We start from the raw sequence: 21,104 nt of genomic DNA, 5'->3' as shown, positions 1-21,104 counted from the left end.
AAAAGCCCCGCCTCTTTCAAGGCGGGGCCAATGCTCCTGGTAATCAAATAGAAATTAGGCTGCAGCCGACTGACCGCCTTCGCGATCTTCGATCACTTTTTTAAGCTTCTCGATAGCCTGTGCAGCTCGCTCTTCATCAAACCGGTTGATGTTGAGCAGCATCTTCGTCTTCTCCTGCCGCGTAATGGTCGGGTTATTCAGCAGGCTGATGATCTCCTCTTTCTGTTTTGCAGATGCATAGCGAACGCTTGTGCTCTCTTCCTCAGTGTCTGCTTTTGCCTCCACAGCAGCAGCCGACTTCATGGTTGCTTTCTTTTCAGTAGGCACAGCGGGCTTGGCTGCCTGCTCGTTACCGCCATAGTCCATTTCCTCGGAAGGTGTAGGCTCATATCCGGCAGCACGAATAACCCATGCTAGAATATTACGATAGGCCTTACCGATAGCCCTTGTCTGAGCCATAGAGGCAATCGCAAATTCCTGGTAATATTTCTTACCCTGCTCCCGGTTAGAACAGATCGCAAAACCAGCACCCACTACCTGCTGACTACGCAGGTCAAGCAGGTTTACTTTTGCCTGGTACTTTATCTCATCATCTGTACTGATATTGACAACATGCTCTACTACAGGCAGAATACCCAAACGCGAACCGGCATATTGCCAGCCCTCCACATTCACATATTCTTTACCCTGTATGTTCTGGTACAACCTGTTCTCTTTTATAAATTTTGCTAGGTCAACAGCCAAATGAAGTGTTTCGTCAGATTTGGCTATGTCGTAGCTTTCTACCTTAGCTTTCTTTTGCACCTTCGTATCTTTATTTGGTTGATTCATAATAAATTAGCTTTCATATTTAGTGTACATATATCAAACACAGCTACCTGGCAAATAGTGCAAAAAATGATAAAAAATATTCATTTTATATCATTGATAATCAATGAGTTACAAACCATTTTCACGATTTTTAAAATCTTTTACAAGCTATCGCCAGCAGCCAAAAATTGAGCAAAGGGTAAAGAATACATACGAGCTTGATAGTGAGATAGTTTACTACAGGAAACACTTAAAACCAGGGCTGATCACCTCCATTTTTAAAAGATGGAGTTATACCTGTTTCATAGCAAAGGCTGATGCTATCGAACTGATTCCAGTCCTGGTGTTGAGCGCCTCGAGAGTTTCCGGTGACGAGCGAGAGCGAGGCAGCCCGAGGCACGAGGGCAGGAAAGGAAAGCAGCGCGATGCGGCAAGACGAGGCCTCCCGGCCAGGAGGGCTCCAAAGCTGGAAATGAAACAATACAGCAAGTAAGACTGCGGATCAGCAGCAACTAGAAAGTATAGCAGAAAGAATCGGTAAGACTGAAGATGCAACCTTCGCTAGCAAGGATAGCAGGACCAGGCAACGAGTTGAAAGCCAGCTAAAAAGCAAAAAAGCTACAATAGAAGTCAATTAACCTTACAAGGTTTACTTCAAGGCTGCTTCAATAAAAACAGCTGTTAACCCTATTGCAACTAGAAAACCTAAATAATTGGGGACTCCTGCACGATCATACCATCCTTCATAACCAAGGTACGGTCTGCCATATCGGCTAGCTGTTCATTATGCGTAACGATCACGAAGGTCTGGTTAAATTCGCTGCGGAGGCGGAAGAAGATGTCGTGGAGTTCCTGTGCATTTTTGGAGTCCAGGTTACCGCTGGGCTCATCGGCAAAAATGATCTGCGGCGAGTTTATCAGGGCCCTTGCCACTGCGGTGCGTTGTTGTTCACCTCCGGACAGTTCTGAAGGTTTGTGGTGTAAGCGGCCGGAGAGGCCAAGCATATCCAGCAGTTGTTCTGCCTTTGCCTTTACTTCTTTTTCGGACCGCCCGGCCAGGAAGCCCGGTAGGCAGGCATTCTCAAGGGCGGTAAACTCAGGCAGCAGGTTATGGAACTGAAAAATAAAACCGATATGCCTGTTACGGAACCTCGCCATATCGGCAGTATTCAGTTTGGCAATATTGCGCCCTTCAAACACAACTTCACCGGAATCGGCAGTATCAAGGGTACCCAGTATGTGTAGCAGCGTGCTTTTACCAGCTCCTGAGGCTCCAACAATAGAAACAATCTCACCGGCTGCAATAGACATATCAATGCCTTTTAGTACTTCCAGTGCGCCGTATTTTTTATAGATGTTAGATACCTGCAGCACAGCAAAAAAGATATAAAATAGATTTATAATGATTTTAACCTGCCAAAGCTACAAAACATACCTTATACTTCTATACCAGAGTATAAGAAAACGTAGATTAACTCTCCCTAATGGTACGCTTCCTGACAAGTCGCTTTCGAACAAGCGTGTCTTCTTCTTCACCACTGTTTTCCTCCCCAGCATTTAATGGCTTCGCTTTTATGATGTCCTTTATCCATAGTTCGCGGATTAATACCATGATCACGGCTAACAGTGGAGCTGCCAGAAGTATACCCAAAGCACCTGCCAGAATACCGATCAGTACCTGGAAGAAAAGTAGCAGTGCCGGTGGCAACTCAACGGCCTTTTTCAGGACGAGTGGCGTTATGACAAAGCTTTCAAGAAGTTGAATGCCAAAGTAAACAGCTGCTACAATGAGTGCTGTTTGCGAACTTATTGTGAGACCGATCAGCACAGCAGGTATGCCGGCAAGCCATGGACCAATGTTAGGGATAAACTCTCCGAAGAATGCCAGGATAGCCAATGCGTAGGTCATCGGTATGCCAATTATTTTAAAAGCAATAGCTGTCGTTACACCTACAATCGTCATAGATATAAGCACCGCCACCAGCCATCTTTTCAGCGTATCATAAAGCGTATCCAACACTTCCAGCACGCGATCCTGGTTCCTAACAGGAAACAAACTGGCAATACCATGCGTGTATAGTTTTGGTGTGGCCGCGAAGAAAATTCCTGTTACTAACACGATCAGAAAATCAATCAGGAAACTCAATGAGGATGACACAAAACCCGTTACTCTTGAAAACAAAGTTCCCTCGCCAGATAAGAATGGTATACCCTTACCGGACATTACCTGAGAAGCTGACAGATCATCCGGGACTTTATTAAGCAGGGTACTCCCCCAGCTATACTGGCTCAGCCAGTCCTGCACCTGCTGTGAAGCCTGTGGTATGGCACTTTTCATCTGGCTAAACTGATCTGAAACAGTAGGTGCAATCAGCCAGAAAGCACCTATTATCACGCCAAAGAATAGTATAACCGCCAGAAATAAACTCAATCCGTAGTTAAGGTGTATTTTATCAACAAACCAATTGGCAATCGCACTGAAAAGTACAGCAAACAGTATAGCTGCGAAGACCAACAGGAAGAAATACATGTGCCAGCCAAGTAAATAGAAGCTTGTAACTAACAGGAGTAAAACAAGACCTGCCACAGCAGTCCTTTTAGCATATCTATAGATGTTCATCGTATTTTTTTAGTTTAAAGCGGTTATGGGCAGTTCTATTCACCTTTTTCTTATCATTCAACGTGTGAATTGTGCCTGTTTAATATGTCTGCCTCTACACTTTCTTCAGAGGCATGTAAAGGTTCTTTCTCCAGCAAGTCCTTCACATAAAGTTCATTTACCAGCACCATGAGGGTAGCCAGCAGAGGTGCCGCTAAGATCAAACCTATGGCTCCCTGGAAGATGCCCAGTAGCACCTGGAAAAACAGCAGCAGCGCTGGAGGTATGTGAATCGTCTGCTGGTAAACGAGCGGTGTGATCAGGTAGCTTTGGAAGAACTGGATGGCGCAATACAGAAGCAAGGCGTAAAGTGCTAACTGTACTCCTTGTGTCAGACCGATCAGTACGGCAACCGCACCGGCCAGCGCAGGCCCCACATTTTGAATAAACTCCCCAAAGAACGCCACAAGGGCGACGGCAAAAGCCAAAGGCAGCCCGATCAACTTAAACCCTATAGCAGCAACAATGCCTGTGACTGACATATCTATCAGCATCGCTATCAGCCACTTTTTCAGCGTGCCATAGCACTTGCCGAGTACTTCCAGTATGTGCGTGCGGTGGCGTACCGGAAATAATCTGGTAACACCTAAAGTATAAAGTTTGGGACTAGCGGCAAAGAACAATGCCGTTACGATCACGATCAGCACGTCGGCCAGCACACTCAGGGTGGTAGAGAACACCCCTGAAATACGCGTGAACAGTGTTTGTTGCTTCGGCAGCACCCCGCTCAGGTTGTCCGGCACCTTATCCAGTATTTTTTGCCCCCAACCATACTGACTCAAGCGCTCTTCTATGCTACTAAATACCTTGGGAATAGTCTGCTTCATCTCCTGCACCTGTGCCCCAATGGTAGGAGCTATCAGCCAGATGATCCCCACAATTATTCCGAAAAACAGCACGACTGCCAGCAGCAGGGCAATACCCCGTTTTAGTTTTAAGTTGGCTACAAACCAGTCGGTAATACCGCAGAACATAACAGCCATGAGTATACCAGCAAAAACCAACAGGAAAAAGTAAGCATGCTTGCCTAGAAGATAAAAAGCGGACCCGACCAGCAGCACAATAGCAGCAGTAATAGCCACCCTTTTAGAATAGGTGTATACATCAAGCATTATAATTTCGAAGCTTATACATTAGAATCAAACAGAATTATATTCCTGCTTACTGAATTTAAGACTTACCCGTTGCAACTGCAGACATATCAACTCCGGGACAGCAATATTTTAAAAATGCTTTACTTGAATTTAAGGCGATAAAGGCGTACTTTCGTGCGTCCATTAAAACTGAAAGCATGAACATACACGAATATCAGGCTAAAGACATTTTAAAGCGCTATGGCGTACGTATCCAGGAGGGTATCGTAGCTGAAACGCCAGAGCAGGCAGTTGAAGCTGCAAAAAAACTTACTGAGGAAACAGGTACTGGCTGGCATGTGATCAAAGCACAGATCCATGCAGGCGGCCGTGGTAAAGGCGGTGGCGTTAAGCTGGCGAAAAACCTGGAGCAGGTTAAAGAAATAGCTGACCAGATACTGGGCATGACACTGGTTACGCACCAGACAGGCCCTGAGGGTAAACTGGTTCAGAAGGTTCTTGTTGCACAGGACGTTTACTACCCTGGCGACTCTGAGCCTAAAGAGTTCTACCTGAGCATACTTTTAGACCGTGCAAAAGGAAGAAACGTGATCATGGCATCTACTGAAGGTGGTATGGACATCGAAGAGGTTGCTGAGAAGTCTCCAGAGAAGATCATTAAAGAGTGGATCGACCCTGCTGTTGGTCTTCAGGCTTTCCAGGCTCGCAAGATCGCTTTCGCTTTCGGTTTAGAAGGTGAGGCTTTTAAGGAGATGGTAAAGTTTGTTACGAACCTTTACAAAGCTTACGTTGACACAGATTCTTCTATGTTTGAGATCAACCCGGTGTTGAAGACTTCAGACAACAAGATACTTGCTGTTGATGCGAAAGTGGACCTGGATGACAACGCTCTGTTCCGTCACAAGGATCTGGCTGCCCTCCGCGACATTACTGAAGAAGATCCTTTGGAGGTTGAAGCTGGTGAGCATAACCTGAACTATGTGAAGCTGGACGGTAACGTTGGCTGTATGGTAAATGGTGCTGGCCTGGCAATGGCTACAATGGATATCATCAAGCTTTCTGGCGGTGAGCCTGCTAACTTCCTTGATGTAGGGGGTGGGGCAAACGCTCAGACAGTTGAAGCTGGTTTCCGTATCATCCTGAAAGACCCGAACGTAAAAGCGATCCTGATCAATATATTTGGTGGTATCGTGCGTTGCGACAGAGTTGCTAACGGCGTGGTAGAGGCTTACAAGAACATCGGTGACATCAAAGTTCCGATCATTGTTCGTCTGCAAGGTACTAACGCTGAAGAAGGTGCAAAGATCATTGATGAGTCTGGCCTGAAAGTATACTCGGCTGTAGTTCTGAAGGAAGCTGCTGAGAAAGTAAAGCAGGTTTTAGCTGAAGCTTAGAATCAAGATTCCTATAAAACAGAAAAGGCTGCCAATATTGGCAGCCTTTTCTGTTTTATAGGAATCGGGCTAGCCCTTATACTATCTCTAACTCCACATCTATATTACCTTGCACACCTATAGAGTAAGGACAAATCGTGTGAGCCTCATCTACATACTGCTTTGCCTTCTCTTTGTCCATACCTTTCAGGTCTACCGCTAGCTTCACACTCAGGCCGTAGGCACCATCACTGTTCTTGTTCAGGTCGACGTGCGCAGTTACAGTAGACGCCGGATCAAGCCTTTCATGGTGTTTACCGGCCACCACTAACAGCGCACTTTGAAAACAGGCGGCATACCCTGCTGCGAATAACTGCTCCGGGTTCGACTTTCCTTTTTCTCCTCCCAAGCCTTCTGGCAAAGACAGGGGCATATCAATAACACCATCTGATGATGTTATATGGCCGCGCCGGCCTCCTGTGGCAGTTACCTCTGCCGTGTACAGTTTTTCCATTTTTATTACTTTATGGTGTTGCGATGTTGAATAATTATAACTACAAATTGTTAAGGAATGTTTTGAGGTCGAAGCCTTTACGATGTAAAATCGTATGCTTGTAAATAATAAAGCAATATTTTTCAGAGACAAAGTTTCCTTTTGTGCCCATACTTTCTAATTTTGCATACCATTGCACCCGTAGTTCAATTGGATAGAATATCGGATTTCGGCTCCGAGGGTTAGGGGTTCGAATCCTCTCGGGTGCACAAACAGCAGAAAGCCTTACAACAAGTAAGGCTTTTTCTTTTCCAGGGCTTTATTGCAGGCTATGCAACTACAGGTATGACAACGGAAAAGCATAGGCAAACTGGATTCCCATCTGAAATAGTAGTTATTTCGTATCATTAATAATTCATCCAACCCCTTTTACAAATGATCCTGTTTGAGAACAGCATTATAAAACTAGATTACAATCCTGCTACCGATATTCTGCAAATACAGTATCCGGACCTGCATGACTACCTGCTTCCTGAAATAAAACACAGCATAAATATCATGGTTGATATCATTCGGAATTATGATATCAAGAAGATACTGCTTGATTCAACTTTAACCCATATCTCTGTTAGTGCTGAGGAAAGCAGGGAGATATCAACTTACCTGGCCGCAGGCATCATGAAAACCAGGGTACAAAAAGTAGCCAGGTTACAGTCTCCGAGTACAACAGTCGAAACAACAGCTCAAGAAAATATTAAACATATCAAAGACGTACAAACGCTCCCATTCCTGCTAAAGAGCTTTTCAAGTAGACCTGAAGCGATCGAATGGTTAGAGGCATCCCAAGACGCAATTGCAGAGCAATCTCCAGAATCATAGCAGAACAGGTTTATCATCAAAATAGCTGCTTAAGATTGCTAAAAACACTATATCGGCTAAATATTTTTCCCGTATAGAGCCTATATTTGCTTCTGAATCGGGGTGTAGCGTAGCCTGGTATCGCGCCAGCATGGGGTGCTGGAGGTCGTGGGTTCGAATCCCGCCACTCCGACTGTAAAATGAGTCAGCGCTTTTGGTTAATGTGCCAATAGTGCTGACTTTAAAACATGCGCTACTTATCCAGCTCGCTGAAAAGTTTCTCCATTCCTTTTCTTATCTGCTCCTGTACCTTTTCTGTTTTCTCCTCCATGGCACCTTCCGCCACGCCCTGCCATACCAGTTCGTTTTTATCATTAGCAACCAGGTCAACTGAAATAGTACCCTCTTTGTAACGCCTGACTACCACTTCATGACTTTTCCAGGTATAGCGCCGCTGGCCAATGTAAAATGGTGGATCTGTAAGGATATTTGTCTCCCTGGTCTGAGTGGTGTCTTTCACTACTATTCCCAGGTTCACCAACAGGTCCGGATCAGTAGAGGTTCGTGATAACCCGCGCTGTTCCAGTTGCCGGGCAATTTCATTCTCTATATAATTTAGCTGCGTGCTGTAGCCTATACCGGTTCGTGATGCATCTGTCTCATAAAAAGCAAAGGTCTTGTAATCTGACAGTTTGAAGTTGTCAACAGACTCCGAACTGGTATGTATTACTGGCGAGCAAGCGGCGCAAAGCAATACCAGCAGAAAAAGGTATAGGACATTGAAGCTTTTCTTCATGATCTTCTAAATTTTAGTACCGATGTCAGGTGCTATATACGCCAGAGATGTTACTTTGTGCAGCAAATGATTTACCCTGCACTATACCAGGCCATTGGTAATGGCAAAGGCTATCAGTTCATTTGTAGAATTCATTTCCAGTTTGTTCAGGATATTTTTCCGGTGTGTCTTCACTGTGTTCGCACTGATAAAAAGCTTCTCTGCAATCTCTTTACTTCCGTGTCCCTCTGTTAACAAACTTACAACCTGCTTCTCCCGGTCACTTAGTTGTACATCCTGCCCTCCCTCGGGGTATGTGTTGCTATAAAGTGTCTCATACGTTTGATTCGGAAGCAGTCTCTTGATCAGCACATTTATTTTAAAGGGGTTCATCATGGGCAACTGGTACACATGTGCTAACATTAGCAGTCCTCCCCCCTGATCATCCAGCTTTAAGACCCACACCTGCTCTATCAGGTGCAGCATCTTCCCGTTTTTATGCCTGAACCGATAATTATTCTGCAACAGCAGATCACGTCTTTCCTCAACCGGGAATGACATCAGAAGCTCCGTAAACTTCCCGTAGCTGTGCTTTAATATATACTCCCCGTCCTCCGGATGAATATGATCCATCTGAAATTTTATCCCCTGCTCTCTTACTTCTTCATTACTATAGCCGGTTAACAACTGCTGGCCTCTTCCAACATATTCATACTTATAAGTATGGAGGTTAATCAGCAGGTAAAACCTGGGGCCAGGAGGTACCAGTTCATCTACCCTTTTAAAATCATTTATATGAGGCTTTATAGCATCGTAATCAATGCCCGCAGCATTATACCAGTTCTTTTGGTGGTATTCATAAAGATCTTCCTTTCTCATACAGGTTGGATTGAATGGGGAGGCCGGTTGTATTGCTCCAGGTGTAGAACATCTGAATAAATTTAATATATTTTTACATATATATCCAATTTATCTCTTCCTGCGTGGCCAAGGCGTTTGATTGCCTGCAATAGTGTTGAAAGTATAAAGCTTGCAGCCATACTTCATCAGCTTTTCCAAAACAGGTAAAGGATTCGTATATTTGCACCGTGAAGTTGCTGACTACCATATTGGCTTTGCTGATAACTATTCTCTCTGTACTGCCTTGTTGCCCGGGTGGCAATTGTGATAGCGAAAAAGCAATAGTAGAACACGCTGCTCCGGACAGCCACCCTTCTGAAGGCAAAGTTTGCTCCCCTTTTTACAGTTGCGCTGCCTGTACAGGCTTTACCTGGGAGGTCCAGGCTACTGTTGCGGTTCCATTTCAGATAACTACACCATCATTCTATAAGCACTATCCCGCTGCTTTCATTTCCAGTTTCCATCATTCTATCTGGCAACCCCCGAGAATGGGCTGAACACCCCTGTGCTTTTATCACGCTTCAGGCGCTTTATTAAAGCACTGTAAGCAATTTTTATTCAGCCTTATATAATTAAAATGAAGAAATACTTTTTGGTATTGCTCCTCATACTGTGCAATACATGGGCATTTAGCCAGAATACCTTAAGCCTTATCATCAAAGACAGTGAAAACCGGATGCCGCTTATCGGCGCAACAGCATCGGTTAAGGGAACCACCATAGGGGCAAGCGCTAATGCCAGCGGTGCGCTTGAGCTGAAAGGAATTCCGGACGGACAGCAGGTGATCAGGTTCAGCTATGTGGGTTACCAGGACAGGCAGGAAACACTTACCTTTCCGTTAGCCCAAACCACTCCTCTCATTATCTTGCTGGAGCGCAGCGGCGAGGAATTGGAAGAAGTCGTAATTTCTACCATGCGCAGCAGCCGAACTATCGAAGACATCCCAACACGCATGGAAGCCATCACCCTGGAAGAATTAGGTGAAAAGGGTAACATGAAACCCGGCGATATCAGGATGCTGCTGAGTGAGAGTACAGGCATCCAGACGCAGCAGACCTCTGCCATCAGCGCCAACGCAAACATTCGTATCCAGGGCCTTGACGGACGCTACACACAGATCCTACAGGATGGGTTTCCGCTCTACTCTGGTTTTTCGAGTGGCCTGAGTATCATGCAGATTCCTCCCCTGAACCTGTACCAGGTGGAGGTAATAAAAGGAAGCTCATCCACGCTGTACGGAGGGGGTGCAATTGCAGGATTAGTTAACCTGATCACTAAGAAACCCACCGAAGAAGGAGAACTTAGTTTCATGGCAAATGCCACCAGCGCAGGAGGCCTGGATCTTAGCAGTTTCTACGGAAAGAAGTTCGGAAAATTCGGTGTCACACTTTTTGCCTCTCGCAACACCAACAAAGCGTATGACCCGGCCGACATCGGTTTATCTGCGATCCCTGAATTTGAACGCTATACTGTTAATCCAAAACTATACTTTTACCCAACCGAAAGCACCCATCTGTCTCTGGGCGTCAACGCATCGCAGGAGGAACGCCTGGGGGGAGATCTGCGCTACATAGATGGTGAAAAAGAGAGCAACTACTATTTTGAACTGAACAACACCAGGCGCCTCTCCACACAGTTCAACATCGAGCACAGGCTCTCTGATGCGGCTATACTCTCTGTAAAAAACAGCTTCAGCTTTTATGACAGAGACATTGCTGTGCCTGGTTATGCTTTTGAGGGAGGGCAGTTTTCCAGCTTTAGTGAAGCGGCCTACAGCTTAAACCGGGACAAGCACGAATGGGTGCTCGGTGCAAACCTGTGGACAGATAAGTTTCGGGAGCAAAATGCAGGTGCCGTAGGGGCAAGAGACTACGAGAACACCACAGCTGGCATTTTTGCCCAAAACACGTTCACACCTGTGGATTGGTTTGTGCTGGAAACAGGCCTCCGTACCGACCTGGTAACTCCTGCACCTGCCAATAAATCTAAAGGGCTTTTCCTGCTACCCAGGCTATCTGCCCTCTTCAGGATCACAGACAACCTGACCTCGCGTGTTGGAGGCGGCATGGGCTACAAGACCCCTACAATTTTCACCCAGGAAGCAGAGAATGTTACCTTCCGAAACATACTCCCCCTCAATACCAGCCAGGCAGCTGCTGAAACTTCTATCGGTGGTAACGCTGACATCAACTTTAATACCCTGATCGGTGAAAAGATCAGCTTCAGCATCAACCACATGTTTTTCTATACTTACCTGAACAACCCACTCATACTTTCCCTGCGCCCCGACAACTTGTATGAGTTCCGGAATGCCAGCGGTTATATAGATACCAAAGGTGTTGAAACAAACATAAAGTTTGGGTATGAATGGGTGAAACTGTTGCTTGGGTATACCTATACCGATGCCCGGCAACATTATAATGGTAAGGTAACGGGTATGCCTTTAACTCCAAAGCATAGAGTTAACAACGTCCTGATGCTTGAGAAGGAAGATAATTTCCGGGTTGGATTGGAAGCATACTACTTCAGTCCGCAAAGGTTATCAGATGGCAGTAAGGGCCGCGACTACTGGATAAACGGTGTGATGATTGAGAAAATGTTTCCTAAGTTTTCCCTGTTCCTCAATTTCGAGAACATCTTTGACACCAGGCAAAGCAAGTTCGACAGCATTTACAGTGGCAACATCACAGATCCTGTGTTTAATGAGATCTATGCACCTGTGGACGGCAGAGTTATAAACGGCGGCATAAAGTTGGATCTGTTTTGATCCTGTGAGCAGTGCGCGTATTTCTACAGCGGCAGTAGACTTTTTCTTTCCAAAATTTGTTACGGTACCATGAAAACGACTTCTATTTTAGATTCAGAGAATAAAGTACAGCTTTATAAAGTAGCTTTTTGGCTTGCCCTGTTTACCATCGCTTACAATACCATAGAAGGCCTTGTTTCCACTTACCTGGGGTATGAAGATGAGAGCCTGTCGCTGTTTGGTTTTGGTGCCGACAGTTTTATAGAGGTTATCTCCGGCATTGGGATCGCACACATGGTCTTACGCATTCAGAAAAACGACAACAGTACCCGGGACTCCTTTGAGCGAACGGCCCTAAAAATTACGGGCTTCGCCTTTTATACCTTAGTCGCAGGCCTGACCTTTACCAGCATTTTTAATATCTGGACAGGCCATAAACCTGAAACAACATTTTGGGGTGTCGTTATTTCGGTAATTTCAATAGCTGTGATGTGGGCGTTGGTCTATGGCAAAGTGCACGTTGGCAAAAAACTACACTCGGATGCAATTCTGGCTGATGCCGGCTGCACAAGGGTTTGTATTTACATGTCTGTTATACTTCTGATAGCTAGTGGCATCTACGAATTAACCGGACTTGCCTACATTGACAGCATCGGCACGCTCGGCATTGCTTACTTTGCTTTCAGGGAAGGACGCGAGTGTTTTGAAAAAGCGAACAGTGACGCATTATGTAGCAGTAACTGCAGCTGTTGATGAACTACCCTACAAATGAAAGCCTGCCGGCAAACCGGCAGGCTTTCATTTGTAGGGTTATTTTTTAGGAAGCTCAATGTAAAAAGTAGTGCCTTGGTTCACCTTCGATTCAAAGCTTATCTCACCTCCATGCCACTCTACTATTGTTTTAATGATTGACATACCAAGCCCAATGGTAGGTTCACCCTTCAGGCCTTCGCGCCGCGCCTTGGTAAACTTATCAAAAAGCGCGTCATGGTGTTCAACAGGTATTCCTATACCATTGTCTTTGATAACAAGAGTTACAGAATCCTTGTGTTCTGTTAACTTTATAGTGATGGTGCCCCCATCAGGGGTAAACTTTATGGCATTGGAAATAAGATTATTCACTACCTGCATAAACTTACCCTGGTCTATGTAAACATAAATATGGTCGCTGGAGGTCAGGAATTTAAAGGTTTTACCAATAATCCTCTCCGCTTCCATATACTCTTCCACAATTTCCTTTAGCTTCTCGACCAGGTTCATCCTTATTTTGATCAAGCCGGGATTGGTAGACTCCATAAACTCCTGGTCAACAAAGTCTCTGATCAGCCTCACGCTCCTGGCGCTACTCTCATAGATAATTTGCAAAATATTGGCTATGTCCTCGCTCTTATAATCGTGGAGGTGCTTGGTGAGCTGCCCTGAAAGATTTTTAATGTTAGCGAGCGGCCCAGCAAGGTCATGGGAGAGCACCTCCAGAATGGCGTTCTTTTTAGCTGCGAATTTTTGAAGAATGCTGATATTATCTTTCAGTGTTGTGATATCATCCACTACCCCTGTTAAAGAGCGTTTTCCTTGCTTATCAATAAACAGCCTCACATGTGATAACAACCATTTAACAGAACCATCTTCTTGTACTATCCTGAACTCGATGTTATCCCCCTCTTTACCAGCCAGCACATCGCTGTACTCTTTTACCAGGTAGTCCTTATCTTCTGAATGGATGGTATCTAAAATTGAAGCGGGGTTATTTAACAGGCGTTCCTTCGGAAGTTTCCATACATGTTCAAAACCATTACTTAAAAAATCTATGGTCCGTGTATCAACTTCAAAAGTAAACGCTACTTTGTTTGAGTCGTTAATGTACTCTTTAAAAATCTCGGAAGCTTTTTCTTCATTCATATGGGCTCCTTTTTAAAGATTTAAATGGTCCTACTAACTTCACACCTTTATACGCTCTAATGTGTTATTGCAGGTTGTTTATTGGCAACTTATTAGCTAAGCTATACCATACAGCCACAAGCGATCAATTCTCAAATTCCTGAATCCCCAAGACAATCCCTGAATCCTGCCTCTTAAATCTTTCCTGTCAGATATTCGTACAGCCTTTGTCTTATGTAGTCAGTCTTGTTTAATGCAATTTGTCAGCTCTTATGAGTTTATTTCTGTACCTTTAGAAGGTCTAAGCACACTTTGGCACCTGGCCCAAAACAAAATTCACCACATTAATCAATATCTAACCCGTTCATTCCTGACAACATGGACATTATACCTGATCTCTTGCAAAAGCAAAAAAAGAAAATACTGGAAATCTGGATGCAGAACCAATTAACGGATAATGCATTACGTGATGACCTAATGACAAACGACGAGCTTTTAAAGCAGTCTGAAGAATTATTGGATTCCCTGGGGCGTGCAATTAAGTCTGGTAACACAGATAATATTTATGCCTCTGAATTCGATCAGATCACAGAGATCCTGAGCGATGTTTCTATTACACGTGCCCGCCAGGGTTTTAGCCCGCGCGAAACAGCCATGTTTGTTTTGAGCTTAAAAAAGGCTATCCAAACTGTACTGGAAAAAGAGTACAGCGACAGTCCGGAAGTTCTTTATAAAGAGATCACCACAATCAATAACCTGCTCGACCAGCTAAGCATCATTACGTTTGAAACTTTTATTAAAGGACGCGAAGAGGTAATAATTCGCCAGACGGATGAGATAAATGAAATATCCACTCCTGTTATCCGGGTGTGGGATGGCATACTTGCCCTACCAATTATTGGTACGCTGGACAGTGCCCGTACACAAATTGTGATGGAGAACCTCCTGCAGGAGATTGTTAACACCGGCAGCACCATAGCTATACTTGATATTTCCGGTGTGCCTGCTGTTGACTCCCTGGTAGCACAGCATTTGATTAAAACTGTAAGTGCCACACGCCTGATGGGTGCTGAGTGTATCATCAGTGGTATTCGCGCAGAGATCGCCCAAACGATCGTGCACCTTGGTATAGACTTGTCTAATATCAAAACAAAAGCAAGTCTTGCAAGTGCTTTACAACTGGCCTTTAGCATGAGAAACGTAGAAGTAAGAAAAATAAATAGAACCGCTAGCCCTGGCCTGGCCCGATAATTTTGAGATGGAAAGAATTCCTATTTTAAAGATGGGGCCTTACCTACTTGTCACCATACAGATAGATCTTTATGACAGGCTGGCCCTCAATCTTGAAAACGATTTGATTTCTATGGTAAGCAAAACCGAGGCAAGAGGTGTGCTTATCGATATATCAGCTGTAAGTATAGTAGACTCATTTATGGGTCGCATTCTGGGCAACATTGCGTCTATGTCGCGCATCATGGATGCCGAAACCGTAGTAGTTGGCATGCAGCCAGCTGTGGCTATTACCTTGGTCGAATTAGGCCTTACCTTACAGGGAGTGCATACAGCACTTAATGTAGAAAGAGGCATGGAGCTGCTGCAAAGCATGATTGTTTTGCATGGCAGGTCATCAGAAGACGAAGAGGAAGAGCCCGATGATCGTACTGAGTAAAGACACGATGCAGATCGTGCGTGAACAAGATGTAGTGCCTTTCAGAAACAGAGTGCGGGAATTTGCCGTGAAGATCGGGATGAGCCTGGTAAACCAGACAAAACTGATCACGGCTGCCAGCGAACTGGTCCGTAACATGCTGAAGTATGCCAATGGTGGGAAGGTGATACTGGAGATCATTAGCAGGAATGCCCAGACTGGGGTAAGGCTCTCGTTTATAGACGAAGGCCCTGGTATCGCAGATATAAATCAGGCGATGCAGGACGGATTTACCACAGGCAAAAGCCTTGGACTGGGACTGCCTGGCGCCAAGCGTCTGGTGAATGAGTTTGATCTGAAAAGCACCTTCGGTTCCGGCACTACCGTTACAATAATACACTGGAAACATGGACGCTAATCACCACCTGCGTTTTATCATACCTGACAGAAGCTTTATAAGTATAACCAAGCGCGATATTACGAAGCTGGCTGAAGGATGGGGTTTTACTGAAACAGAAGTTGGTAAAATAAATATTGCTGTTTCTGAGCTGGTCACTAACCTTGTAAAGTTTTCTCCGCAAGGAGGTGAGTTGCTTCTAAGGCCCATCGGGCTGCCTGTGCATACCCTCGAAATTCTGAGCCTGGACAAAGGCCCTGGCATGAGTGACCCTTTGCGTATGCAGGAGGACGGAGTATCTACCTTCGGATCTTCCGGCGAAGGCTTAGGAGCTATTAAAAGGCAGTCTTCCCTTTTCGACCTTTACTCTTTTCCAGGCTTTGGTACAGTAGCACTTGTACATGTTACAAAGAGTAAGCCTGCATCTAAAATCATACCGCCACCACCCCGACTGGAGATCGGCTACGTGATGGTTCCGAAGCCCAAGGAAACAGTTTGCGGCGATGGTTTTGATATCAGCACAAACAACAACCGTACTGATATTATGGTTTTGGACGGCCTTGGCCATGGGTTAAATGCAAATGATGCTTCCAACCAGGCGATTAAGGCATTCCGGGAGCATCTTCCGCTTGATCCGGCCAACAGGCTGCGTGCTATCCATAACAGCATCAAGCGAACACGGGGTGCCGTAGGATTTACGGCTACTATAAGCAATGGCACCATAGCGTATTGCGGCGTAGGAAACATCAGCGGCAAGTTATACGCAACTGAGTCAGCCATACCCGGAATGCAGTACAAAAATATTATCTCCTACAACGGTATACTTGGCCACAACATACCCACCACACTTAACAATCAGCAGTTGGACTGGGTACGCAATAAAACGATTGTGCTGCATTCAGACGGCCTCAAGTCGCGTTGGGATCTTTCTAAATACCCGAATTTACTGCGCCACCACCCGACTATAATTGCAGCCGTACTTTACTTAGAACATTGCCGCCACACCGACGACACTTTAGTGGTGGTGTGTAAAGCAAAATTATAGCTAGCGCATGCTTCGTAACATACTAAAAATTGACATTAGCAATGAACTGGACATAGTGCTGGCTTACAAGAGGGCTATGCAGCTGTCTGAAAGGTTAGGAATTGCCCTTGCCAATCAAACAAAGTTTGCTACAGCTGTCTCTGAGATTTGCCGTAATGTGATAGAGTATGTGGGCGATGGCAGCATCCAGTTTAATTTTGTGGAAGAGGCTGGCGTCAATTATTTAGAAGCCGTGATCAGTGACAGAGGCCGCGGTATTGGCAATCTTGATCTACTCCTTAACCAGAACAGCCCGTTTGGTAACAGTCGTGGCACAGGCATTATCAACTCAAAAAAACTGGTTGATCAGTTTCACATCGAAACGGAATCTGAGAAAGGAACAAAAGTAACGTTGCGCCGAAAGGTGCCTGCTAAAGCAGCCCTTGTTACCAAAGCAGTATTAGACCAGTGGACTTTAGAATTTGAGCAGGAATCGGATATATCGCCTTATGCCGAGCTCAAGAAACAGAACATGCAGCTGATCCAGCTTCTGGAGCAGTTGCGCATCAGAAACCTGGAGGCCGAGCAGCAGTTACAGGAGATCAGAAGGTTGAACATGAAGCTTCAACAGTCTAATTCCGAGATCAGTAAACTACTGGAAGAACGGGATAACAAAAACCGACTCCTGCAGAAGATCAACGATAACCTCGACGCATTTGCGCATACAGTGTCGCATGACCTGCGTTCTCCGCTTCAGAACATCGACGGCTTAACCGCGGCACTGGAATCCAGTATTGAAAAAAACCAGCTGTCAGATACAGAAATACTACTACCTATGCTGCGTGAGCAGACGGATAAAATGGACAGGCTGATAACAGGGATATTAGCTTATTCCTTAGCTGGCCACCATAATATTCAGCGTAGGTTTGTGGAGATGCCTGTATTGCTTCAGCAGGTGATTAGCTCCTTAAAAATACCGGCAACGTTTACGATAGAAGTACAGTCAGACCTACCCAACCTGTACACGCAGGAGATCTACATGCAGCAGGTGCTAAGCAACCTTATCGGTAATGCTGTAAAGTACCATGATGCACCGGAAAAAGCGATCATTAAAATCCGGTATGAAAAGCACCCTGACCGACTCCTTTTTTCAGTAGAAGACAATGGTCCTGGAATCGGGGAAAAATACCAGGCGCATATTTTCGATATGTTTGAGCGGGGCATCAACAATGAAATGTTTGGCAGCACCGGCCTTGGCCTCTCTATTGTGAAGAAGATCGTAACGGAAAAGCAGGGAAACGTTTGGGTAGAGTCAGAAGACAGAGGGAGCAAGTTCCTGTTTACCTGGCCAACAGACGACCTGGTGAGGGAAAACGGGGAGTAAAGGAGGGCTATATTCTGCCCTCCTGGATAAGCTTATTTTTTTGAGGCAAAATACTCAGCCATTATATCGCGAACGTCATGCTTGGTGAGCGCCTTAGAAAAATGTTTTTTTACTTTTTTAAAACTTCTTAGCCTTTCAAGGTCATAGAAACTTGCAGAGGATGTAAGCATCAGTATAATAACCTGGTCAGTTGCATCTAGCCCTTCAGACTGGTATTCTTCTAAAAAGGAAAATCCATCCATCACTGGCATTTTAATATCCAGAAAGATCAGGTTAGGTGATTTAAACCCTTCGGTACCTACTGCTGCAGCTTTCAGGTAATCAAAAGCTTCTTTCCCATTCTTCAGTACTATTATCTCCTTTGCGACATTCACTTCCTTTAAGAGGCGCTCATTTAAATAGTTGGTAGTGGTGTCGTCATCCACAAGCATAACCAGGTCCAGCGACTGATTGTAATTATCCATTTTTGCTCCGATCTCCAAAAGTACAACGCTATATTTATACTACAGGCTATACTTGTTTAATATATGCAAATATCGCTTTTTGTAACCTACAAATCAAAATTCGCCTTAAATTAATATAACCTATTAATTGTCAACATTATACACTTACTTTTTTCTAAAAAACCTGTAACCAACGTATCGCTGGTGTTTAAACAGAAAATCCTGCTACCTGTAAGGGATGTCTGGTGTTATGAAGGCAGGGCAATTGCCGTAAACAGACATGTAGGTATAATAGGGCCCGAGACCGAAAGTCAAGCCTATATCTTTTTTTCAACTTTACCTGTATTTAAAGTAATAACGTGCCAGAGAGGTACAGGTATGCCCTAAAGAAAGAATCATGGATACTTATAACTTAAAACCCGAACACATGAAAGCTCCGGATCACCTTACCAGAGAAGAAGTACAAAAGAGCCTTGAAGAATTAGACCATAAAATAAAGACCCTGCGCGGGCGGGTGAATGCAACTACATCTGACTCAAACAACACCTACCACGAGCACATCGCTGCTCTGGAAAAGAAACGTGAACTGATTGCGGGTAAAATAAACGATACTGACGAATCGCAGCAGAAGTGGCAGGACCTGAACAGCAATATAAATAACCTGCACAACGATGCAGATAACATTATTCTATAAATGTCAGCCGACATTCCTTTTCATAAAAAAAGCCCGGTGTGCAGTAGCACACCGGGCTTTTTTTATACTATCAGCACATATTACCCAAGAACCGGCTCTCTGAAGCCTACCCAGGTAAAACGCTTTATCACAAATTCCGGGTTTGTGAATGATGCATTGCCAGCCGGATTGCCACCAGTTACATGGAAATCTGAGAAGCTTGCATTCTGGTTCACATATATCCCGCCCGTCAGGTTGAAAGACACTGGCGTACCTGCCAGGCTCATTTCGTCCATGATCTTCTCCTTCACGTCAGGATCAGTAGTATAAGCACCGCAAGAAATTGCGCCGTACTCCATGGCCATCTCTTTAGCCAGTGCAATAGACTGATCTGTATCTTTTGTTTTAATAATCAGCACGATTGGCCCGAACAGCTCCCGGCTATAGCTTTCTTTCTCCGTGGCATCTACCTCATAAATAACAGGGGTGCAGGTGCGGGCATTGGCAAACATCGGGTTGCTGAAATCACAGGTGCTCAATACTTCTTTGCCATTTACAGTGGCGGCGCTTTTAACACGTTCGGCTGTAGCCGGGTTCTGAATGGCACCCAGAATGTGTGGCCCCGCCTTTGGGTTGTTCACAAGCCCTGAAACAGCCTCTGTGATCTTCTGTACCACATCCTCGAACGGTACTTGTTCGCCGCCTACTTTGATACCTTTTTCAGGGACAAAGAAATTTTGCGGAGCCGTACACATCTGGCCAGAATATAAGGTAACTGAAAAAGCAAGGTTTTGCGCCACCTTATCAAGGTCATCAACAGAATCAAGAATGATAGAATTTACGCCTGTTTTCTCTGTGAATACGGTCTTTCCTTTCAGGTTCTCAACATAGTTGCCAAACTCAGTGCCGCCAGTATAATCAATCAGTTTCACCTTTGGATGCTCTGCCAGGTCTTTGGTGATCAGATAATCATCCGCATCAACTGCCAGTTGGCAAATGTTCGGATTCAGGCCATTATCGCGCAGCACCTGCTGTACCTCTGCCACAAAAATTGCGATAGGAAGCACTGCCTTTGGGTGCGGCTTTACAATAACCGGGTTACCTGTCACAAGGCTGGCATACATGCCGGGCACTGTATTCCAGGTAGGGAAAGTAGAACAGCCAATTACAAGGGCTACTCCTTTTGGTACCGCTTTCCAGGTCTTATTTAATTTCAGGTTATACTTGCCCATCGGTTTCTCCCATTCGGTTGACTCCGGGAAGCGAGTCTGCTCTTCAAAGCCAGCGGCAATAGCCTCCAGGGCTCTGTCAGCGGCATGTGGCCCCGATGCCTGGAAAGACATCATGTAAGCCTGGCCTGTAGTATGCATGGTGGCGTAAGCAATTTCAAAGAAGCGCTCCCTAACCCGCTCTAACGACTCTACAAGAATAGCTGCACGGTCAGCTGGCCGTACTTTACGCCACTGATGAAACGCCTCTTCGGCTCTGTTCACCAACGTTTCCGGTGAGAAAAACGGATACTTTACATTTAACGGCTGCTGCTCGTAAGGAGACTCCTCCTGCCCTACCCACTGTTCAGGGTCATTTTGCAGTAGTTCGCTGAACTTACTATTTAAATGCGATTTATACTTTTCACGGCCTTCTTTGTCGGCGTTTTCGCCATACACTTCCGGGGAAGGGTTTTCAGGGTAATGCGCGTAAAATGTTCTCTCGTGCAAAGCTTTAACAGCTGTATTTATAGCGTCTTGATGCTTGTTCAGCAAGTCTAGTTTCATAGTTCCTGTTTTATATAATTATTTTCCTATATTTTTCGACTTTGTTCTGGAAAGTTACGTAAAAAAACTAAATTTTTAGGGAGGTAGTATTGATTTTCATTATAACTTTGAGAATCGAGGTTTTACGCTTGCCAACACGCACCTCCATCATCCTGTTTATTTAAAACACACTAC

Annotated in this window: 22 protein-coding genes and 2 tRNA genes; 14 read left to right on the top strand and 10 right to left on the bottom strand. The window is 45.0% G+C overall.

All coding sequences use genetic code 11. The features are described from left to right. Nucleotides 1-54 precede the first annotated feature (54 nt). Nucleotides 55-831 carry a hypothetical protein gene (locus ACSX1A_RS02300; RefSeq protein WP_439881994.1) on the bottom strand — a complete coding sequence of 259 codons (777 nt, stop codon included), beginning with the start codon at nucleotides 829-831 and terminating at the stop codon, nucleotides 55-57. Nucleotides 832-934: 103 nt separating this feature from the next. On the opposite strand from ACSX1A_RS02300, the gene ACSX1A_RS02295 reads away from it, so the two are divergent. Then, on the top strand, nucleotides 935-1,303 hold the full coding sequence (locus ACSX1A_RS02295) for a hypothetical protein (protein WP_439881993.1): 369 nt from the start codon (nucleotides 935-937) through the stop codon (nucleotides 1,301-1,303). Between the two features lie 212 nt (nucleotides 1,304-1,515). On the opposite strand, the gene ACSX1A_RS02290 is transcribed toward ACSX1A_RS02295, so the two are convergent. The 3 genes from ACSX1A_RS02290 to ACSX1A_RS02280 form a co-directional block, all read right to left on the bottom strand. Further along, complete coding sequence (locus tag ACSX1A_RS02290; protein ID WP_439881992.1) at nucleotides 1,516-2,184, bottom strand: ABC transporter ATP-binding protein; 669 nt, start codon at nucleotides 2,182-2,184, stop codon at nucleotides 1,516-1,518. Nucleotides 2,185-2,281: 97 nt separating this feature from the next. Further along, nucleotides 2,282-3,430, bottom strand: coding sequence for an AI-2E family transporter (locus ACSX1A_RS02285; protein WP_439881991.1), 1,149 nt, complete (start codon nucleotides 3,428-3,430; stop codon nucleotides 2,282-2,284). A gap of 53 nt (nucleotides 3,431-3,483) precedes the next feature. Continuing rightward, entirely contained in the window at nucleotides 3,484-4,581 is a 1,098-nt protein-coding gene (locus ACSX1A_RS02280; protein WP_439881990.1) for an AI-2E family transporter, read from the bottom strand. 179 nt (nucleotides 4,582-4,760) lie between these two features. Between ACSX1A_RS02280 and sucC the strand changes: the two genes are divergently transcribed. After that, nucleotides 4,761-5,957: an ADP-forming succinate--CoA ligase subunit beta gene (gene sucC / locus ACSX1A_RS02275; protein WP_439881989.1), complete on the top strand. Its 1,197-nt coding sequence runs from the start codon at nucleotides 4,761-4,763 to the stop codon at nucleotides 5,955-5,957. Between the two features lie 76 nt (nucleotides 5,958-6,033). Here the strand turns inward: sucC and ACSX1A_RS02270 are convergent, their stop codons facing one another. Beyond that, nucleotides 6,034-6,450, bottom strand: a complete 417-nt coding sequence (locus ACSX1A_RS02270) for an organic hydroperoxide resistance protein (protein WP_439881988.1) — start codon at nucleotides 6,448-6,450, stop codon at nucleotides 6,034-6,036. 174 nt (nucleotides 6,451-6,624) lie between these two features. Between ACSX1A_RS02270 and ACSX1A_RS02265 the strand changes: the two genes are divergently transcribed. The 3 genes from ACSX1A_RS02265 to ACSX1A_RS02255 all read left to right on the top strand — a co-directional run bounded on the left by ACSX1A_RS02265 (nucleotide 6,625) and on the right by ACSX1A_RS02255 (nucleotide 7,480). After that, a tRNA-Arg gene (locus ACSX1A_RS02265) sits at nucleotides 6,625-6,698 on the top strand. Nucleotides 6,699-6,864: 166 nt separating this feature from the next. After that, complete coding sequence (locus ACSX1A_RS02260) at nucleotides 6,865-7,308, top strand: hypothetical protein (RefSeq protein ID WP_439881987.1); 444 nt, start codon at nucleotides 6,865-6,867, stop codon at nucleotides 7,306-7,308. Between the two features lie 98 nt (nucleotides 7,309-7,406). Beyond that, nucleotides 7,407-7,480 (top strand) — tRNA-Pro (locus tag ACSX1A_RS02255). A 60-nt stretch (nucleotides 7,481-7,540) separates the two neighbouring features. On the opposite strand, the gene ACSX1A_RS02250 is transcribed toward ACSX1A_RS02255, so the two are convergent. Together ACSX1A_RS02250 and ACSX1A_RS02245 are read right to left on the bottom strand one after the other, a co-directional pair. After that, a complete protein-coding gene (locus tag ACSX1A_RS02250; protein ID WP_439881986.1) occupies nucleotides 7,541-8,083 on the bottom strand; it encodes a DUF4136 domain-containing protein in 543 nt (180 codons plus the stop codon). An 81-nt stretch (nucleotides 8,084-8,164) separates the two neighbouring features. Then, entirely contained in the window at nucleotides 8,165-8,941 is a 777-nt protein-coding gene (locus ACSX1A_RS02245; protein ID WP_439881985.1) for a LuxR C-terminal-related transcriptional regulator, read from the bottom strand. 209 nt (nucleotides 8,942-9,150) lie between these two features. On the opposite strand from ACSX1A_RS02245, the gene ACSX1A_RS02240 reads away from it, so the two are divergent. From ACSX1A_RS02240 to ACSX1A_RS02230, 3 genes are all read left to right on the top strand, one after another. After that, complete coding sequence (locus tag ACSX1A_RS02240) at nucleotides 9,151-9,459, top strand: DUF6660 family protein (RefSeq protein WP_439881984.1); 309 nt, start codon at nucleotides 9,151-9,153, stop codon at nucleotides 9,457-9,459. An 80-nt stretch (nucleotides 9,460-9,539) separates the two neighbouring features. Further along, a complete protein-coding gene (locus tag ACSX1A_RS02235; protein ID WP_439881983.1) occupies nucleotides 9,540-11,729 on the top strand; it encodes a TonB-dependent receptor in 2,190 nt (729 codons plus the stop codon). Between the two features lie 69 nt (nucleotides 11,730-11,798). Then, nucleotides 11,799-12,461 carry a cation transporter gene (locus ACSX1A_RS02230; RefSeq protein WP_439881982.1) on the top strand — a complete coding sequence of 221 codons (663 nt, stop codon included), beginning with the start codon at nucleotides 11,799-11,801 and terminating at the stop codon, nucleotides 12,459-12,461. 57 nt (nucleotides 12,462-12,518) lie between these two features. Here the strand turns inward: ACSX1A_RS02230 and ACSX1A_RS02225 are convergent, their stop codons facing one another. After that, nucleotides 12,519-13,607 (bottom strand): PAS domain-containing sensor histidine kinase, encoded by a 1,089-nt coding sequence (locus ACSX1A_RS02225; protein ID WP_439881981.1) that lies wholly within the window; start codon nucleotides 13,605-13,607, stop codon nucleotides 12,519-12,521. A 357-nt stretch (nucleotides 13,608-13,964) separates the two neighbouring features. Between ACSX1A_RS02225 and ACSX1A_RS02220 the strand changes: the two genes are divergently transcribed. From ACSX1A_RS02220 to ACSX1A_RS02200, 5 genes are read left to right on the top strand one after another with little or no spacing between them, the layout of a single operon-like run. Continuing rightward, on the top strand, nucleotides 13,965-14,837 hold the full coding sequence (locus ACSX1A_RS02220; RefSeq protein ID WP_439881980.1) for an STAS domain-containing protein: 873 nt from the start codon (nucleotides 13,965-13,967) through the stop codon (nucleotides 14,835-14,837). Nucleotides 14,838-14,844: 7 nt separating this feature from the next. After that, the gene (locus ACSX1A_RS02215) at nucleotides 14,845-15,255 is read left to right on the top strand and encodes an STAS domain-containing protein (protein ID WP_439881979.1); all 411 of its coding nucleotides are present in this window, start codon (nucleotides 14,845-14,847) and stop codon (nucleotides 15,253-15,255) included. Continuing rightward, on the top strand, nucleotides 15,203-15,652 hold the full coding sequence (locus tag ACSX1A_RS02210; protein ID WP_439881978.1) for an anti-sigma regulatory factor: 450 nt from the start codon (nucleotides 15,203-15,205) through the stop codon (nucleotides 15,650-15,652). Before ACSX1A_RS02215 ends, ACSX1A_RS02210 begins: the two co-directional genes overlap by 53 nt. Continuing rightward, nucleotides 15,642-16,676 (top strand): SpoIIE family protein phosphatase, encoded by a 1,035-nt coding sequence (locus ACSX1A_RS02205; protein ID WP_439881977.1) that lies wholly within the window; start codon nucleotides 15,642-15,644, stop codon nucleotides 16,674-16,676. The genes ACSX1A_RS02210 and ACSX1A_RS02205 overlap by 11 nt, the downstream gene beginning before the upstream one ends. Before the next feature lie 7 nt (nucleotides 16,677-16,683). Next, entirely contained in the window at nucleotides 16,684-18,039 is a 1,356-nt protein-coding gene (locus ACSX1A_RS02200; RefSeq protein ID WP_439881976.1) for an ATP-binding protein, read from the top strand. Between the two features lie 32 nt (nucleotides 18,040-18,071). On the opposite strand, the gene ACSX1A_RS02195 is transcribed toward ACSX1A_RS02200, so the two are convergent. Continuing rightward, a complete protein-coding gene (locus tag ACSX1A_RS02195) occupies nucleotides 18,072-18,521 on the bottom strand; it encodes a response regulator (protein ID WP_439881975.1) in 450 nt (149 codons plus the stop codon). Nucleotides 18,522-18,879: 358 nt separating this feature from the next. On the opposite strand from ACSX1A_RS02195, the gene ACSX1A_RS02190 reads away from it, so the two are divergent. Further along, nucleotides 18,880-19,176, top strand: coding sequence for a hypothetical protein (locus ACSX1A_RS02190; protein WP_439881974.1), 297 nt, complete (start codon nucleotides 18,880-18,882; stop codon nucleotides 19,174-19,176). Between the two features lie 80 nt (nucleotides 19,177-19,256). On the opposite strand, the gene paaN is transcribed toward ACSX1A_RS02190, so the two are convergent. After that, complete coding sequence (gene paaN / locus ACSX1A_RS02185; protein ID WP_439881973.1) at nucleotides 19,257-20,930, bottom strand: phenylacetic acid degradation protein PaaN; 1,674 nt, start codon at nucleotides 20,928-20,930, stop codon at nucleotides 19,257-19,259. Nucleotides 20,931-21,104 lie beyond the last annotated feature (174 nt).

The organism is Pontibacter sp. MBLB2868, assembly GCF_051904785.1.
GTDB lineage: Bacteria > Bacteroidota > Bacteroidia > Cytophagales > Hymenobacteraceae > Pontibacter.
This window is presented reverse-complemented; position numbering and strand designations above follow the sequence as displayed.

Coding starts and splice junctions, on each gene's coding strand:
- ACSX1A_RS02300 (WP_439881994.1), bottom strand. CDS start 831: ATGAATCAACCAAATAAAGATACGAAGGTGCAAAAGAAAGCTAAGGTA.
- ACSX1A_RS02295 (WP_439881993.1), top strand. CDS start 935: ATGAGTTACAAACCATTTTCACGATTTTTAAAATCTTTTACAAGCTAT.
- ACSX1A_RS02285 (WP_439881991.1), bottom strand. CDS start 3,430: ATGAACATCTATAGATATGCTAAAAGGACTGCTGTGGCAGGTCTTGTT.
- ACSX1A_RS02280 (WP_439881990.1), bottom strand. CDS start 4,581: ATGCTTGATGTATACACCTATTCTAAAAGGGTGGCTATTACTGCTGCT.
- sucC (WP_439881989.1), top strand. CDS start 4,761: ATGAACATACACGAATATCAGGCTAAAGACATTTTAAAGCGCTATGGC.
- ACSX1A_RS02270 (WP_439881988.1), bottom strand. CDS start 6,450: ATGGAAAAACTGTACACGGCAGAGGTAACTGCCACAGGAGGCCGGCGC.
- ACSX1A_RS02260 (WP_439881987.1), top strand. CDS start 6,865: ATGATCCTGTTTGAGAACAGCATTATAAAACTAGATTACAATCCTGCT.
- ACSX1A_RS02250 (WP_439881986.1), bottom strand. CDS start 8,083: ATGAAGAAAAGCTTCAATGTCCTATACCTTTTTCTGCTGGTATTGCTT.
- ACSX1A_RS02245 (WP_439881985.1), bottom strand. CDS start 8,941: ATGAGAAAGGAAGATCTTTATGAATACCACCAAAAGAACTGGTATAAT.
- ACSX1A_RS02235 (WP_439881983.1), top strand. CDS start 9,540: ATGAAGAAATACTTTTTGGTATTGCTCCTCATACTGTGCAATACATGG.
- ACSX1A_RS02230 (WP_439881982.1), top strand. CDS start 11,799: ATGAAAACGACTTCTATTTTAGATTCAGAGAATAAAGTACAGCTTTAT.
- ACSX1A_RS02225 (WP_439881981.1), bottom strand. CDS start 13,607: ATGAATGAAGAAAAAGCTTCCGAGATTTTTAAAGAGTACATTAACGAC.
- ACSX1A_RS02220 (WP_439881980.1), top strand. CDS start 13,965: ATGGACATTATACCTGATCTCTTGCAAAAGCAAAAAAAGAAAATACTG.
- ACSX1A_RS02215 (WP_439881979.1), top strand. CDS start 14,845: ATGGAAAGAATTCCTATTTTAAAGATGGGGCCTTACCTACTTGTCACC.
- ACSX1A_RS02210 (WP_439881978.1), top strand. CDS start 15,203: ATGGCAGGTCATCAGAAGACGAAGAGGAAGAGCCCGATGATCGTACTG.
- ACSX1A_RS02205 (WP_439881977.1), top strand. CDS start 15,642: ATGGACGCTAATCACCACCTGCGTTTTATCATACCTGACAGAAGCTTT.
- ACSX1A_RS02200 (WP_439881976.1), top strand. CDS start 16,684: ATGCTTCGTAACATACTAAAAATTGACATTAGCAATGAACTGGACATA.
- ACSX1A_RS02190 (WP_439881974.1), top strand. CDS start 18,880: ATGGATACTTATAACTTAAAACCCGAACACATGAAAGCTCCGGATCAC.
- paaN (WP_439881973.1), bottom strand. CDS start 20,930: ATGAAACTAGACTTGCTGAACAAGCATCAAGACGCTATAAATACAGCT.